Genomic DNA, 16,900 nt, shown 5'->3' on the forward strand with positions numbered 1-16,900 from the left:
AAAGGGGATTCGCTGTCATGTCGTCCACCACGTCCAGCTTCCTGGCGCTATCCTGCGTCGGGTTCATCGCCTCCGTGCCCGCCCATGCGGCGGCGGCCGCCGACGCGGCCACGGCGGCTCGCGCCGGCGCGCCGCAGGATCGCGTGGCGGAGCGCGACGACGTGATCGTCAACGGCAAGCGCGAGCAGCCGACCGCCGAGCTGGAGAGCCCCAAGGCCACCGCGCCGCTGCTCGACACGCCGCAGACCGTCACCGTCATCAGCGACCAGACGCTGCGCAAGCAGAACCTGCAGACGCTGCGCGACGCATTGCAGACGATCCCCGGCATCACCTTCGGCGCGGGCGAGGGCGGCGGCGGCTACGGCGATTCGATCAACCTGCGCGGCTATTCGGCGAACAACGACATCACCGTCGACGGCATCCGCGACTCCGCGCAATACAGCCGCACCGATCCGTTCAATCTTCAGCAGATCGAAGTCTACAACGGCGCCAACTCGGTCTTCAACGGATCGGGCAGCGTCGGCGGCACGATCAACCTGGTCAGCAAGGTGCCCACGCCGGAGACGCTGACGATCGCGCAGGGCGCGGTCGGCACCGATCGATACTATCGCGGCGCGATCGATTCGAACGTGCGCGTGTCCGACCTGGTCGCGGTGCGCCTGAACGGCGCCTATCACCACAACGACGTGCCCGGCCGCGACGTGGAGAAGTTCGAGCGTTGGGGCATCGCGCCCGCGGTGACGATCGGCATGGCGGGGCCGACCAGCCTGACCATCGCCTATGTCCATCAGGAGGACCGCAACACGCCCGCCTATGGCGTGCCCTTCTACGTCAACGCGCTCTACGACGGCGAGCTGCCGGGCGTCGACCGCAGCGACTATTTTGGCATCCGCAACCTCGACCGCCAGGATACCACGGTCGACCGCCTGACCGCCACCTTCCGGCACGAGGTGAACGAGCAGCTGTCGGTCCGCAATCTCACGCGGTGGCAGCGCGTCGGGCAGAATACCGTCACCAGCGCGCCGCAGGGCACCTACTGCCTGGCTGCAACCGGGCGCACCCCAACGGGGGGCGCCTGTGAGGCGGTGTTCAGCAACGTCGTCGACCTTGGCGGCGTCTATCGCCCCGGCACCAATTCGGTGACGATCCCGGTCGCGCGCGGCTTCTTCCAGCCCAACGGCCCGCGCGGGCTGGTGCGCGAGCAGGAGAACCAGCTGCTGGCCAATCAGACCGACCTCCGGCTGGAGACGGGCGAGCGCGGGGGGACACGCAACGTCGCCAACGTCGGCGTGCAGGTGCAGGTGGAGGATTACGCCATCACCACCGCCTCGCTGCTGCGCAACGCCGCCGGCCAGGCGCTGATCGCACCGCCGATCGAGATCGCCAATCCGAACACCATGTGGACCGGGCCGGTGAACCGCACCGTGACTGCGCAATCCACGTCGGAGACGCGCAACATCGCCGTCTATGCCTTCGACACGCTGGAACTCGGCCGCTTCTTCGAGCTGAACGGCGGCGTCCGCTGGGAATTTCAGGAGGCGCGTTTCCGCGCGCTGCCGTTGCAGATCGTGCCGCCGGGCAGCACGCAGCTGACCGCCGCGGCGCAGGCGCCGCAGGTCAGCCGCGAGAAACTGTTCTCCTATCGCGTCGGCGCGGTGTTCCATCCGGTGCAGGACGTCAGCATCTACGCCGGCTACGGCAATGCGAAGACGCCCTCCTCGGCCACGGTGCGGCTGGGCTGCGGCGCGGCGAGCAGCGCAGTGGTCGGCGGGCAGAACGTCAGCTTCGATCCGTGCCAGGTGGCCCCGGAAACCGCGCGCAATTACGAGGCGGGGATCAAGGCGGGGCTGTTCGGCCGCCGGCTGGAAGTGACCGCCGCGGTGTTCCGCAACGAGCGCACCAATTTCCGCGTCAATTCGAACGATCCTGCGCTGCCGACCGCGACGCAGGTGCTGGACGGGCGCAGCCGAGTGGACGGCATCGCGTTGGGCCTGTCCGGCAACGTCACACCGGCCTGGACGATCTTTGCCAATTACACCTACCTCGACGGCACGGTGCTCCAGTCGGTGTCCGATCGCTGCCTCGCCGCGCCGGGCAACGGAACGGCGACCAACAATCCCTGCGGCAATTCGGTCGCCGTTCCCGATCCCCAGCGCGGCACCGCACTGCTGCAGACGCCGGAGCATTCGGGCAGCCTGTTCACCACGTACAAGCTGCCGTTCGGGCTCGAGGTGGGCTACGGCCTTACCTACCAGAACGACTTCGCCCTCAACGCCGCCACGCTGACGGCAGGGCAGGAGCGTGCCGGCGAGTTCCTGATCCACCGTGCCTATCTGGCATACAGTTTCCCGAACGGCCTGACCGCGCAGGTGAATGTGCAGAACTTCACCGACGAGAGGTATTTCACGGGCATCCGCAACGCGACCGGCTGGGCGACGCCGGGCGATCGCCGCCAGGCGGTGTTGAGCCTGTTCTACAACTTCTGACCGCGCTACTTCTCCCCGCCCGTCCCGGCGGGGAGGAGACGGATGAAGGCCATGCCATGCTGATCGCCATTCCCGACGTGCTGGACGCCGCGGCGGTGGCGCGCGTGCGGGGCGTCATCGATCCGGCGGCGTGGGTCGACGGCAACGTCACCTCCGGCGCGCAATCCGCGCTCGCCAAGCGCAACGAGCAATTGCCCGAGGACGGCGAGGCGGCGCGGGCAGCGGGGGCGCTGGTGCTCGACGCGCTGGGCCGCACGCCCCTGTTCGTCGCGGCGGCCCTGCCGCTGAAGGTCTTTCCGCCGCTGTTCAACCGCTACGCGGGCGGGCAGGCGTTCGGGATGCACGTCGACAATGCCGTGCGGATCCGGCGCGGTACCGACTTCCGCATCCGCAGCGACCTGTCGGCGACGCTCTTCCTCGCCGCGCCCGAAGATTACGATGGCGGCGAGCTGGTGATCGAGGATCAGTTCGGCGAGCATCGGGTGAAGCTGCCGGCCGGCCACCTGGTGCTCTATCCCGCCTCCAGCCTGCACCGCGTCGAACCGGTGACGCGCGGCGCGCGGGTGGCGAGCTTCTTCTGGATCCAGTCGATGGTGCGAGACGACGGCGCCCGCCGCCTGCTGTTCGACCTCGATCGCGGGGTCCAGGCGGTGGCCGCCGACCGCGGGCAGGGCGATGCCGCGGTGATCCAGCTGACCGGCGTGTACCACAACCTGCTGCGGCGCTGGGCCGACACCTGACGCTCCGCGCGCAGCCGCGACCGACGCGATCCGCCGACGATCAGCCCACCGCCACCGGCGCGGAGGCGAGCCACCCGTCCTGCAGGACGACCGCGATCATGTGCGCGCGATTGCGCGTGCGTGTCTTCAGGCGCACGTTCTCGATGTGCCGCTCGACGGTACAGGGTGCGATGCTGAGTTCGAGGGCGACCTCCTTGGCCGATCGCCCGTTGGCGACCAGGCGGAGAACCTCGGATTCTCTCGATGTCAGGTGAGAGATGGCAACCGTCGTAGCGTAGGACATCATGTACCCCCGTTCGCGTGACGCCGCATCTTTCCCCATGCGGCGTATGATTGCCTGCCGGCGCCTTCTCGGCGTCCGAGGCGGCAGCGGATGTGCGACCCTCTACGACGACGGCCGGATCGCGAATGCCCATTCGGACTGACCATCGATATGTAAGAGAATTACCCGTGGATCAAAAAATTGTCCAGCAACACCGCAAGGTTAAACAGGGAACCTTTCCAACCTGTGTTATTTTCGCGCCGAAATTTACACGTTTGTTAGGATGATGCAGCGGCCGTGTCGAAGGCTCGTGAAGTGCAAATGCCAGGATTGTCGTTTCTATACAATATGCACGGAGGGCGGACGAGACCGGTCGGGGCGTATCCGACCCTAAATGGGATGTGTCGATTGTAAATACTCGCGAATCGATCGCGTGAGGTAGCAACACTTGTTATTTACATGGGTGCCGTCTTCGATCGGCGTATCCGCCGCGCAATTCGAGCATTGCTGCACCGGATGTTCTTCACTCGCGGACCAGCGCCCATGCCAGCAGCGTGTCCGCCGCCGGCAACGCGACGCTCGCCACCTCCACGGTCCGCGGCACGCCCACGTCTTGGATCGTCACGCGGCGGCGGTCGTGATCGATCGCGCAGGTGAAGCTGGCCGCGGGAAGCGACAATCCGGTGCCGATCGCCTTCAGGCACGCTTCCTTCCGCGTCCAGCCACGAAGAAACGCGCGGCTCCGGTCCGCCGGCGAAACGCGGTCGAGCGCAGCCGTCTCGGACGCGCTGAAGTGCAGCCGGGCGAGCTCGTCGGCGTCCGCGATGGGGCGGCACGCTTCCATGTCGACGCCGATGGCGCCGGCCGTGGACAGACCGACGACGGCGCGGTCGACGGCGTAACTCAGGCTGAAGTGGATCTCGCGATACCCGCTCACGCGCGGCTTTCCCCGCGCATCGGCGATGAAGTCCAGGCGCGAGGGCGAGGCGGCGACTGCGTCGGCGATCAACCGTCGCAGCGCCGCGTGCGCCGCCATGTAGCGCCGCCGGTCGGCTTCCGCACGGAAGCGGGCCGCTCTCGCCAGCTCGGCGGATGACAGGGTGGCGACAGCCCCGGCGGGGGCAATGTCCGCCAGGTCGACGATCCACAGCGCGACCGGCGCGTCGGTGTCGCAGCGGGCGATCGTCATGTCGGATGGGGCCGGTGGCGGGGGCGGTCAGGCGGGGCGCACCCGGGCCGGGCCGGGCGGGGCCGCGTGCAGCCGGTCGTTCGCGGTGATATCGCGATGGAACAGCGCGGACTGTCGGATGAGGTCGCGCAGGAAGTGCGGCGCCCCGCCATGCGCCTTGCCGCGCACCGCGCAGCGCAGCCGCCACTGACACAGGCCGAGGATCGCGATGGCATCCGCCACGATCGCGAAGATGCGGCCGTGGTTCTTGACGTAGTAGCGTCGGCGGGAAGCGAACCAATACGCCGGCACCCGCCGCCCGGCGGCGTCGCTCGCCGTCACCCCGGTGCTCTGTCCCGCGATATGGACGACCCGGGCCTGCGGCACGTACCAGCACGGCCAGCCGAGCCGGGCGACCGCGCGGAAGAAATCCGTTTCCTCGAAGTAGAGGAAATAGCCTTCGTCCAGCAGCCCGGCGCCGTCGAACACCTCCCGGCGGACGATGGCGCTCGCGCCCGACACCCAGTCGACGCGGCGGGGCTGCTCGTCCATCCGGTGCAGCACGGCGCGGTGCGTCAGCCGGCGGCTGAGCCAGCCCAGGCGGATCGCGCTCTCGATCTCCGCCCAGATGGAGGGAAAGCGGAAGGCGTAGGGCCACCGCGCGCCGCGATCGTCGTCGATCGCGGTGCCGATCACCCCGGCGTCGGGATGCTGCGCGAAGAAGGCGCGGATCGCGACGCAGGCGCCGGGGTGGACGACCGTGTCGGGATTGAGCAGCCAGGCGAGTTGTCCCGGCCGGCCGGCGGTGGCGTCCAGCCACTCGCGCAGCGCCAGGTTGTTGCCATAGGCGAACCCGCCGTTCACGGGCGCGCGCCGCACGCTCGCCCAACCCGACCAGCCGCGCGCCACGATCGCGCGCGCGATCTCCTCGCCGGATCCATCGGGCGACGCGTTGTCGACGACGGTTACGTGCAGATCCTCCCCGGCGGCGACCTCGTCCGACAGGCTCTGCAGACAGTCGATCACCAGTTTCCCGGTGCGATAGTTGACGATGACGACCAGCATCGGCGAGGGGTGTCCGGTCACGCCGCCACCTCCACGCATGGCGCCGCGACCGCATGCCCGCACGACGTCGGCGGCGGGGTCGCAATTTCGGGACCGTGGTCGACACGATCGATGGCCTCGCGCATCGCGCGTGCGAGGGCGTCGACGTGCGGCTCCTGCAAGGCCGTCACATGGCCGCCGCCGACGACGACCACCGCCACGCCGCGCTCGACCCGCCGGTTCCAGCCGAGCGCCTCGTCCTCGAACTGCTCGAAGAAGGGCATGTCGTCGGCGGCGCCGCTGCCCGCGCTCGCCCGATAGAGGATCGCGACACCGTGTCGCAGCATGCCCCGCGGTCGATGCGTGCGATGCGCGACCTTGTACACGTCCAGGAAGGGCATGGCGGCCGCGTCCGCCTGCGTCGCCGGCTCGGCCCGCGCCGGCGTGCTCAGCAGCGCCGCCACGCCGCGACGTGCCGTCCGCTCCTCCGCGCGGCGGCGACGCTCATAAGCGATCAGGCCGCCTACCTTGCCCGCCAGCCGGCGGATCGCGGCCCCGTCGCCGCCCGACGCCGCCGCGACGAAGCGCCGCCACCGCGCGCGCGCGACGAAGAAGGGGCGCTCGCGCGCGGCCACGTCCGCGGCGTCGATGATGCCGACGAAGGCGGCGTGGTCGCCGGCCTCCTCCAGCTGGCGCGCGATCTCCACCGCGATCACCCCGCCCGCGCACAGCCCCGCCACCAGATACGGCCCGTTCGGCTGCACCCGCCGCATCTTCGCCAGGTGCGCGGCGGCCATGGCGGGGATGGCGACGTCGATCAGGCCGCCGTCGGCGCGCCGCGCCGGCGCCAGGCCGTAGACCGGGCGACTGGCGGCGAAGCGCGTCGCGAGCGTGCGGTACAGCAGGATCTCGCCGAGGCCGTCGTGGACGAGGAACAGCGGGGTCCGCGCCTTTCCGGGCGTGATGAGGACCGCCGCCCCGCCCGCCTGGGCGCAGGAAGCGCCGGGCACGGGCGCGGGAAGGTCCGCGCCGGCGCCGTCGTCGTCCTGCGGATCGAGCAGCGCCGCGATCGCCGCCACCGTAGGATCGGCGACCAGCGCCGTGGCGGGAAGCGAGGTGCCGGTCCGCTTGCGCAGCTTGTTCACGAACTGCACCGCGACAAGCGAGTGTCCACCCAGGTCGAAGAAATCGTCGTTCCGACCGACACCGTCGATGCCCAGCAATTCCTCGAACAGCTGTGCGACGGTGCGTTCCGCGGCCGTCATGGCGCCCGCGTCCGTGTCGCCGTCCGTGATCGCCGCACGCCGGGCGCCTGCCCGTACGACCGGCGCGCGCGCCTCGGCCAGCACCACCGCGAAATCCTGTGGCGATACGATCACCTGCGGGCCGAGGCCGGCGTCGAGCAGGAGGTCCACCACCGCCATTCCCTCGGCCGGAGCGATGCCGGCGGCGTAGCCGCGCGCCACCGCTCCCCCTGCCCTGGCCCTGGGCCGGCCCGACCGGGTCAGCAGCGCCCGGTCGCGCAGCCGGACCATGGTGAAGTCGTGGACCTGCGCAAGCACGCGGCCGTCGCGATCGGTGACGATGACGTCGTAGACCGCCACGTCGCGGTCGCCGGCGTCGCCGCGCAGGCGGACGTGGCTGAACATCGGCCCGGCGATCGCGCCGAACAGGACGACCCGGCCGTAGGAGGCGGGAACGAAGAAGTCGTCGGCGGGGCTGAAGCCCGGCATCAGCGCCTGCGCGCCAGCGGTGGCCATGTCGAACAAGGCGGGGTGGATCGCGAGCGCCGCGGGATCCTTCGCCACGGCGGCGGGCGGGTCGAGCTCGATCAGCGCCTCTCCCTCGCCGTGGTCGATCCCGCCGACGCTCGCCCAGCGCGGACCGAATTGCATGTGCGGACCGGCGTCGGGCGTGCCCGATCGACGGCCGCAGCGTGCACGAATCGCCGGGATCGACAGCGGCGCGGCGCATTCGTCATCGCCGGGTACCGGCCGGATCGTGCCGCGCACGTGCACCGTCGTCGCACCCGCATCGGCGCCCGCGCTGGCCAGCGCGAAACACCACGCATCGCCGCCCTCCTCGCGTCGCAGTTCGGCGGTCAGCACCCGCTCCTCGCCGTCGTCGACCTCGAACGGGGCGAGGAACAGCACGTCGGACAATTCCACCGGTCCCGACATCCCGGCGTCCGCCGCGGCGGCACGCGCGATCTCGAGGAAGCCCGTACCGGGGATCAGCGCGCCGCCACCCGCCGTGCGATGCTCGTCCAGCAGCCAATGGCGCGCCGGGGCGAAGGCGGTCGCGTAGGTGCGCGCGCCGGGCTCCTCGTGCAGGCAACGATCGAGCAGCGGGTGCGCCACTCGGCGCCCGGCGTCGTCCGGCAGGCCGGCAGCGGCCTTCGCCAGCGCGGCGGCCATGCCGATCTCGCGCCACTGGCTCCAGTCCACCGCCACGACATGGCCCATCGCACCGTCGTCGCAGCCCTGCGCCCACGCGTCGAGGAACGCGTTGGCCGCGGCATAGTCCACCTGCCCCGCGGCGCCCAGCATCGCGCTGACGGAGGCGAACAGCATCGTGAAGTCGGGCCGCTCGCCGGCGAGCGCTCCGTGCAGCACCAGCGTCCCGCGCACCTTGGGCGCCAGCGTGGCGGCGGCGGCGGCGGCGTCCTTGGTCTGGATGACGCCGTCGGCCAGCACGCCGGCGGTGTGGAACACGCCGTGGATCGGGCCGAACCGACGCCGGGTCGCCTTCACGGCGCGCCGCATCGCCACCGGATCGGTCACGTCGGCCTCCAGGATCAGGACCGTGCCGCCGGCCTTCTCGATCGCCAGGATGCGGCGGATCCGGTCGCAGGTGCGCGCGTCCGCATCGCCCGCCAGGATCGCCAGCCACTGCGCACGCGGCGGCAGCTTGCGCCGCGTCACCAGCGCGATCCGCGCCTGCCCGGTCTCCGCCAGGTGCCGCGCCAGGTCGAGCGCCAGCCCGCCCAGTCCGCCGGTGACGAGGTAGCAGCCGTTCTGCCGCAGCGCGGTGCTGCCCCTCGCGAGCGGAGCATCGAGCCGCTCGATCCGCTGGACCCAGCGCGCGCCGTTGCGCAGCGCGACGGCCTCGTCGCGGTCGGCGGCGTCGAACTCCGCCAGTACCGCCCGCACCAGCCGGGAGCGCTGCGGCGAGCCGGCGGGCGGCAGCACGACGTCGACGCTGCGGGCGCGGACCGTGGGATATTCGCGCGGAATGACGCGGCACGGGCCGAGCAGCGTCGCCTTCGCCGCCACCACCTGTGCCTCGCCGCAGACGCGCTGGAGGTCGGTGGACAGCACGACGAGGTCGATCGGGTCCGACAGGTCCTCCCGCCCGATCGCCTGAGCCAGGAACAGCAGGCTGGCGAAGCCGTCGCGCTGCGCGCGGTCCGCCTCGCGCAGCGGATCGCCGCGACGGGCGGCGGGATCGACCGACCAGGCATGGCAGACATGCTGCGGCACGCGTCCTTCCGCCGCCAGTGCGGCGAGCAGCCGCGCATATTGGTCGGGTGCCGTCGGATCGATCGCGAACTCGTCGGGTCCGATCCGGCGATAGGCGCGCCCGCGGCGCACGCGGATGGCGTCGCCGCCGTCCGCGCGCCTCGCCTCCGCCATCGCGTCCGCCACGCCGGCATCGTCCGCGAACAGCAGCAGTCGCTTGTCGCACGCCTCCGCGGGTTGGTCGGGCGTCTGCCGCCAGGTCGGGCGATGCAGCCAATCGGTGATGGCGGGCCGCCGCGCGAGCGGATCGGCACGCGCCTCGATCGCGTCCTGCGCGCCGCTGCCCGGCTCGATCCAGTAACGCTGGTGGTCGAAGCGATAGGTGGGGAGCGGCACGCGCGCGCCGCCGCGGTCGTCCTGCAGGAAGCCAAACGACACCGGCGCGCCCACCGCCCACAGCCGGCCCAGGGCGTCCAACATGTGCGCCTTGTCCGAGCCGCCGTCGTCGGGATGGCGGGAGGAGGTGAACACCGACTGCGCGGCGCCGCGATCGGGATGTTGCCGCGCCAGCCCGGTCAGCACGCGCCCGGGGCCGACCTCCAGCAGGTCGCGCTCGCCGTCCTTCAGCAATTGCGCGAGCCCGGCGTGGAACGCCACCGGCTCGCGCAGGTGGCGCACCCAATAGGCGGGGTCCTGCGCCTGCGCGGGCGTGATCCAGGTGCCGGTCAGGCTGGAGACGAAGGGGATGGTGGGCGCGCGGAACGCGATGGTCGACAGGAACGCGCCGAACGGGGCAAGTATGGGGTCGAGCATGGCCGAATGCGCCGCCACCGCGATGCGCAGCAGGGCGGTGGGGGTTTCCATCGCCTCCAGCTCGCGCCGCAGCGCCGCGATCGCGTCGTGCGGGCCGGACACGACGGTGGACCGCACGCCGTTGATCGCGGCCACCGACAGGTCGGCGTGGATCAGCGGCGACAGTTCGTCGGCGGACATGGGCACGCTCAGCATCGCGCCGGGCGGCATGCTCTCGAACAGCTGTCCGCGCAGGTGGACCAGGCGGAGCGCGTCGGCGAGGTCGAAGACGCCGGCGAGGTGCGCCGCGACATATTCGCCCATGCTGTGGCCGATCATGCCGCTGGGCACCACGCCCCAGGCGCGCCACAGGCTGGCCTGCGCATATTGCGCGGCGAACAGCGCGGGCAGACCGATGGACGGACGCTCCAGCGCGGCCGCGGCGGCTTCCTCGTCGCCCGCGCGCGGATGGATCGCAGCGCTTATGTCGAGGTCGCAGCGGTCGCGCAGGATCGCCAGGCAGCGGTCCAGCGCCTCGCGGTAGGCCGGCTCGGCCTCGTACAGGTCGCGGCCCATGCCGGGATGCTGGGCGCCCCCGCCCGCGAACAGGAAGGCGACCGTGCGGGCGGCGGAAGCGCGACCGGCGAACGCGCGCTCGGGTGCCGTACCCGACAGCGCGGCGATGGCTTCCTCGGCGTCCGCCGCCACCAGCGTGCGGCGGAAGGGGAGCGGGCGGCGCCCGACCTGCAGCGTGTAGGCGACGTCGCCGAGCGGCAGCGCGGGTTCGGCGGCGAGATGCGCCGCCAGCGCCTGCGCGTTGGCCGCCAGCGCGGTCTCGCTCGCTGCCGACAGCACCAGCAGGTGCGGCCCGGCGGCGGGGACCGTGCGGCGGCGCGGCGGCGCCTCCTGGAGGACGACATGGGCGTTGGTCCCGCCCACGCCCAGCGAGCTGACGCCGGCGCGGCGCGGGCCCCCGCCCGCCGTGGCCGGCCAGGGACGCAACCGGTCCGCGACGAAGAACGGGCTGTGATCGAATCCGCACGCCTCGTTGGGGGCCTGATAATGCAGCGTCGGCGGCAGTTCGCCGTGGTGCAGCGACAGCGCCACCTTGATGAGCCCGGCGACGCCGGCCGCGGTGTCGGTGTGGCCGATGTTGCCCTTCACCGACCCGATCGCACAGAACCCCTCCGCATCGGTCCCGCGGCGGAACGCCTGGGTCAGCGCGGACACCTCGATCGGGTCGCCCACCGGGGTGCCGGTGCCGTGCGCCTCGACGTAGCCGATCGTGTCGGGCGTGGCGCCTGCCATGGTCAGCGCCTCGAGGATGACGTGCGCCTGTCCGTCGACGCTGGGCGCGAGATAGCCGACCTTGCCCGATCCGTCGTTGTTGACCGCGGTGCCCTTCACGACGGCGTAGATGTGGCTGCCGCACTCGATCGCGTCGCGCAGCCGCTGCAAGACGACGATGCCCACGCCGCTGCCGAAGACCGTGCCCTGCGAGGCGCGGTCGAACGGCCGGCAGTGGCCGTCGGGCGACAGGATCCCGCCTTCCTCGCGCAGGTAGCCGCGGCGATGCGGCAGCTCGATCGTGACGCCACCGGCGAGCGCCAGATCGCACTCCTGCGACAACAGGCTCTGCGCCGCCATGTGCACCGCCACCAGCGAGGTGGAGCAGGCGGTCTGCACCGCGACGCTGGGTCCCTTGAGGTCGAGCAGGTAGGACACCCGGGTCGTCAGAAAGTCCTTGTCGTTGCCGGTATGGCGCAGGAGGAAGAGGCCTGCCGAGCGGACGAGGTCCGTGTTGGTGAGGAGGTTGGACGCGAAATAGGCATTGTGTCCCGACCCGCCGAACACGCCGATCGGCCCGGCGAAGCGGCCGACGTCGTAGCCCGCGTCCTCGATCGCCTCCCACGCGCATTCGAGGAAATGGCGGTGCTGCGGGTCCATGATGGCCGCTTCGCGCGGGCTCAGGCCGAACAGCGCGGGATCGAACATCTCCATGTCGGCGAGCGGCGCGCCCGCGCGCACGTAGTCGGGATCGGCGAGGACGGATTTGGACACGCCCGCGGCCAGCAGTTCCTCGGGCGTGAAGGCGACCACCGACTCGACGCCCTCGCGCAGGTTGCGCCAGTAGGTGCGCAGGTCGGGCGCGCCGGGGAAGCGCCCGGCCATGCCGACGATGGCGATATCCGTCTCGGCGGCGGCGCCGCCGTCGAATGGGTCGGGGCTGAGGAACATCGGCTCAGCTCCGTTCGATCGCGCGCGTCGGCGCGCCGCGACGCTGCCCCAGCGCCGCCAGGCGTCCGGCGGCACGGCGCTGCACCGCGTCGGCCGCGGCGGCCTCGGCTCGGCCGCCGTCGTCGAGGTGGGCCGCCAGCGCCGCCACGGTGGGGAAGCGGAAGATGTCGGTGATCGTCAGCGCCGGCGCGACCTCCGCGCGCAGCCGCCGGTGCAGCTGCACGGCCAGCAGCGAATGCCCGCCCAGGTCGAAGAAATTGTCCGTCGCGCCCACGTCCGCCAACTTGAGCACGTCGCACCACAGGCTCGCGATCTGCGCCTGCATCCCCTCCGCCGGCGCGACGAACGCCGCGGGCGCGACCGCGACGACCGCTTCGGGCGCGGGGAGCGCAGCGCGGTCGACCTTGCCGTTGGGTGTTTGCGGAAAGGCGGAAAGGACGACGACGTGCGAGGGGATCATGGCGTCCGGCAGCCGGGCACGCAGCCGCTCGCGCACCTCGCCGGGCGTCGGCATGGCGCCGGTCGCCGGCACGACATAGGCGCACAGCCGCGCGTCGCCGGCCCCGCCGTCCCGCGCCGTGACGATCGCCTGCGCCACGTCGTCGAGCGCGGAGAGCGCCGCTTCGATCTCGCCGAGTTCGATCCGGTGCCCGCGGATCTTCACCTGGTGATCCAGCCGGCCGAGGAAGTCGATCCGCCCGTCGGAGCGGAACCGGCCGAGGTCCCCGGTGCGGTACGCGCGCTCCCCGGCGACGAACGGATCGGCGACGAACCGCTCCGCGGTCAGCGCCGGCCGGTCGAGATAACCGCGCGTGACGCCGTGACCGGCGATCACGATCTCGCCGGGAATGCCCACGGGCGTCGGCTGGCCGCACCCATCCAGCACGTACACCCGCTGGTTCGCGAGCGGCCGGCCCAGCGTGACCACGCCGTCCACGCCGATGCGGTCCGTCGCGGACCAGATCGTCGTCTCCGTCGGACCGTACATGTTCATCAGCGTGCCGCCCGTCACGGCCGCCAGCTCGGCGGCGAGCGAGGGGGGCAGCGCCTCCCCGCCCACCATCAGCGCGGTCAGCTGGCCGAAGGTGGAGGCGGCGAGCCCGCCGTCGATCATCATGCGCGCCATCGACGGCGTGCATTGCAGATGCGTCACCCCGTGGCGGCGCATCAGCGCGGCCAGCGACGATCCCTGCGCGCGGGTCGCCCGCTCCGCCGCTTCCGCGCGCACTCGGTCGAGCCAGGGCAGGTGATCCAGCACCACGTCGGGCGCCACGCCGAAGTCGATCAGGCACGCGATCTCGTCCACGCCGGCGCGCTCCGCCCGCTCGACGACGGCGCAGCAATCCTCGGGCGTGCCGAACAGGCCGCTCTCCTCGAAATAGCGCTCGAAGGCGTGGTCGAGCAGCGCCGCCATCTCGCCGTCGGACAATCCGGCGAGGTCGACGCCGTCCGCGCCCATGCCGGTGCGGCGGCGGAACGCGGGGAACGACCAGGCGTGCTGGCGGATCAGGCTGGCAGAGCTGCGCAGATAGTCGGTCAGCGGCCCGCGCACGAGTGCCTTCACCGCGTCGCGGTCCGCGCCGACGAAGCTGTGCAGCATCAGCGTGGCGCGCGGCGTTCCGCGATGCCCCGCCTCGCGCCAGCTCTCGCGATACGCGGCCAGCTTGTCGCGCAGCTCCTCCATCGTCTGCCCGAGAAGGTGGGTGAGCAGGTAACCGCCCGCGCGACCCGCGGCACGGAACGTGTCGATGTTGCCCGCCGCGGTCAGCCAGAACGGCAGCTCCGCCTGCACCGGGCGCGGCAGCGTGCGCACCTCCACCGGAGCGTCGAGCGCGCCGGGAAAGGACATCGCCTCGCCGCGCCACAGGCGGCGGACGACGTCGATGTCGCGCATCATCACCTGCTTCGCCTCGGCGAAGTTCTCCGGCCGCAGCGCGAAATCGTCGGGTTGCCAGCCCGAGGCGAAGGAGAGGCCGACGCGCCCGCCCGAGATGTTGTCCACCACTGCCCATTCCTCCGCCACGCGAGCGGGGTGGTGCAGCGGCAGGACGACGCTGCCGGCGCGGATTCCCACGCGCTGCGTCACCGCGGCGACCGCAGCGCCGGTCACCGAGGGGTTGGGATAAAGGCCGCCGAACGCGTGGAAGTGCCGCTCCGGCGTCCACACCGCGGCGAAGCCCGCCCGGTCGGCGAAGCGCGCGCCCTCCAGCAGCAGGCGGTAGCGGTCCTGCCGATCCTCGCCCGCGTCGCTGGCGAAGTAGAACAGGCTGAACTCGGTCGCGTCGCGCGGCGCGGGGCCGACCGCGGCGGTCAGGTCCCCGGTGGCGACGACGACGGTGAACCCGCGGGTCAGCGTCCAGCACAGTTCCAGCACGGAAATGTCGAAGCTGAGGCTCGTCACGGCCAGCCATACGCCGGGCGCGGGAACGCGCGCGTCCATGCCGGCGAAGAAATTGACGACGTTGCGATGCTCCACCAGCACGCCCTTGGGCGTTCCCGTCGATCCCGAGGTGTAGATGGCGTAGGCGAGGTTCGCCGGCGTCTCGCGACCCGCCAGCGGCGTCGCGGGATGTTCGGCGATCGATGCCCAGTCGGCGTCGACCGCGATCACGACCGCGTCGCTGGCCGGCAGCCGGTCGCGCACATGCCCGGTGGTCAGCAACACGGGCATGCGCGCGTCCGCGATCATGAAGGCGATCCGGTCCGCCGGATAGTCCGGATCCAGCGGGACATAGGCGCCGCCGGCCTTGTGGACGGCGAGGAGCGCCACCGGAAGGTCGGCGCTGCGCTCCATGAACAATCCCACCAGCACGTCCGGCCCCACGCCGTGCCGCACCAGCCGCCGCGCCAGCCGGTTCGCGCGGGCTTCCAGCTCGGCATAGGTGAGCGACCGCTCGCCGCAGATCACGGCCGTGGCATTCGGCGTGCGCGCCACCTGCTCGGCGATCAGATCGTGCACGCAGGCGTCGTCGCGCCACGGTGCCTCCGTCGCGTTCCACTCCTCCACGATCCGCCGCCGCGCGGCGTCGTCCAGCAGCGGCAGCGTCGACACGGGTCGCGACGGATCGGTCAGCGCGGTGTCCAGCAGCACCGTCACCTGCGCGTGCAACGCCGCCACGTCGACCGCGTCGATGCGCGCGGGATCGAACAGCCAGCGACAGGCGCCGCCGTCGGCGTGGACCGCCAGTGTCACCGCGGCACCCGGCAGGGCGCCTGCGTGATCCAGCGCGTCCACCACCACGACCGCGACGGGCATCACGGTCGCGGGTCGTTCGGGCATGCGGGCGGGAAGGTCCGCTGCGAAGCCGATGCGGCGATGCGCCTCGCGGATCGCGGCGGCCACCGCGGCGCGCGCGGCGGCGAAGCCCTGGTCGAAGGCGATCCGCATCGAGAGCGGAACCTGCGGCGCGACATGCGCCTCCAGCCCGGCGAATTGTGCGGCCATGACCGGGTTGGTGAAGCCGACCGTCACCTCCTGCCGCTGCACCAGTCGTGCGAACGCGCAGCAGGCGGCGGCAACGACGTCGATCGCGGCGACGGGGGCGCGCGGCCGGTCGAGCGCCGCGACCTCGCCGCCGGCGAGAGCGGAGGCGCGCATCTGCGGAAGGTGAACGGGCTGCGCCTCCGCCAGCCGGCGTCGCCAGAACGGCTCGTGTCGCGCCACCATGGCGTCCGCCTCGCCGATCCACTGCCGCCTCGCCGGATCGATCGCGTCGAACCTGTCGGCGCGCGTGCCGTCGCGGGTGACGATCGCCGCCGCGAGGTCGAGCGGCGTACCGTCGAGCGCGGCGAGGCCGCCGATGGCGACGTCGGTCGTGGCGGTGGCGACCACGATCCGGTCCGCCGTCGCGGAGACGATCGTCCCCGGCGAGGCGTCGGACGGGCGGTCGGTCGCCGTCAGCGCGCGGACGATCCGCAACCTGCCGTCGACGGATACCTTGGCCGTGCCCAGCGGGTTGGCGTGGTGGCCGAAATCCAGCGCGCGCACGCGCCGGACTACGGTCGCGCCCGGCTCGGTCCAGTCGATCAGTCCGCCGGCGGGCGGACGGGCGTCGCGGCCGAAATACCGGCCAGGTCCGTCCGCCTGCGCGGTGGCGCGGATCGTGCCGGCGACCAGGCGCTCGACCAACTCGTCGAAGCTCTCGATCCCGGCGGCGAAGCACTTGGCGTTGAGCGTCAGTGCCGTGTCCTCGCGCTCGATCCCGATCGCGCGCGTCGCTAGGATGTCGCCGCGATCGACCTGCGCCGTCATGCGGTGCCAGGTCACGCCATGCCGAGTCTCGCCGTGCCACAACGCCCAGGCCGGGGCGTTGAGGCCGGCATAGCCCGGCAGCGGACCGTCGTGGAAATTGATCGCGTCTCGTCGCGCCAGCGCGAGCACTTCCGCCGGCAGCACGGTAAGGTTCGTGATGCTGAAGAGATAGTCGACCCGCTGCGGCGCGGCGGCGTCCTCGACCAGCGCGCTCGCGCGGTCGACGACCGGGATGCCGTGCTCGCCGGCCCAGCGCCGCACCGCCGGATCGCGCGACACCATGGTGGCGATCGACCATCGCCGCGCCAGCAGCGCCTCGCCGCAGGGGATCGCGAGCGCTTCCTCGCCCAGCAGGACACAGGTCGGCGTGGCGTTCACGACGGGTTCGCCGTGGCAAGGTCTGCGGGCAAAGACGGCGTGATCGGCATGACAATCCCCCTCTCGCCGGCGCGCGTCG

The 16,900-nt window shown here is 71.9% G+C and carries 7 protein-coding genes; 2 read left to right on the forward strand and 5 right to left on the reverse strand.

The genetic code is table 11. From position 1 onward, the window contains the following. The first annotated feature begins 17 nt into the window (after nt 1-17). Together HBH26_RS04855 and HBH26_RS04860 are read left to right on the forward strand one after the other, a co-directional pair. Nucleotides 18-2,486, forward strand: coding sequence for a TonB-dependent receptor (locus HBH26_RS04855; RefSeq protein WP_168133444.1), 2,469 nt, complete (start codon nt 18-20; stop codon nt 2,484-2,486). A 56-nt stretch (nt 2,487-2,542) separates the two neighbouring features. Then, nucleotides 2,543-3,226 carry a Fe2+-dependent dioxygenase gene (locus tag HBH26_RS04860; protein ID WP_168133445.1) on the forward strand — a complete coding sequence of 228 codons (684 nt, stop codon included), beginning with the start codon at nt 2,543-2,545 and terminating at the stop codon, nt 3,224-3,226. A gap of 40 nt (nt 3,227-3,266) precedes the next feature. Here HBH26_RS04860 and HBH26_RS04865 read toward each other — a convergent pair whose 3' ends face one another. The 5 genes from HBH26_RS04865 to HBH26_RS04885 all read right to left on the reverse strand — a co-directional run bounded on the left by HBH26_RS04865 (nt 3,267) and on the right by HBH26_RS04885 (nt 16,821). Beyond that, nucleotides 3,267-3,512: a response regulator transcription factor gene (locus HBH26_RS04865; protein WP_239024554.1), complete on the reverse strand. Its 246-nt coding sequence runs from the start codon at nt 3,510-3,512 to the stop codon at nt 3,267-3,269. A 499-nt stretch (nt 3,513-4,011) separates the two neighbouring features. Then, the gene (locus tag HBH26_RS04870) at nt 4,012-4,677 is read right to left on the reverse strand and encodes a 4'-phosphopantetheinyl transferase family protein (RefSeq protein WP_168133446.1); all 666 of its coding nucleotides are present in this window, start codon (nt 4,675-4,677) and stop codon (nt 4,012-4,014) included. A gap of 27 nt (nt 4,678-4,704) precedes the next feature. Continuing rightward, nucleotides 4,705-5,742 (reverse strand): glycosyltransferase, encoded by a 1,038-nt coding sequence (locus HBH26_RS04875; RefSeq protein ID WP_168133447.1) that lies wholly within the window; start codon nt 5,740-5,742, stop codon nt 4,705-4,707. Then, nucleotides 5,739-12,191, reverse strand: coding sequence for a type I polyketide synthase (locus HBH26_RS04880; RefSeq protein WP_168133448.1), 6,453 nt, complete (start codon nt 12,189-12,191; stop codon nt 5,739-5,741). The genes HBH26_RS04875 and HBH26_RS04880 overlap by 4 nt, the downstream gene beginning before the upstream one ends. A gap of 4 nt (nt 12,192-12,195) precedes the next feature. After that, nucleotides 12,196-16,821, reverse strand: coding sequence for a MupA/Atu3671 family FMN-dependent luciferase-like monooxygenase (locus HBH26_RS04885; RefSeq protein ID WP_168133449.1), 4,626 nt, complete (start codon nt 16,819-16,821; stop codon nt 12,196-12,198). Nucleotides 16,822-16,900: the final 79 nt, after the last annotated feature.

Origin of the sequence: Sphingomonas corticis (genome assembly GCF_012035195.1) — a bacterium.
Lineage (GTDB): Bacteria > Pseudomonadota > Alphaproteobacteria > Sphingomonadales > Sphingomonadaceae > Sphingomonas > Sphingomonas corticis.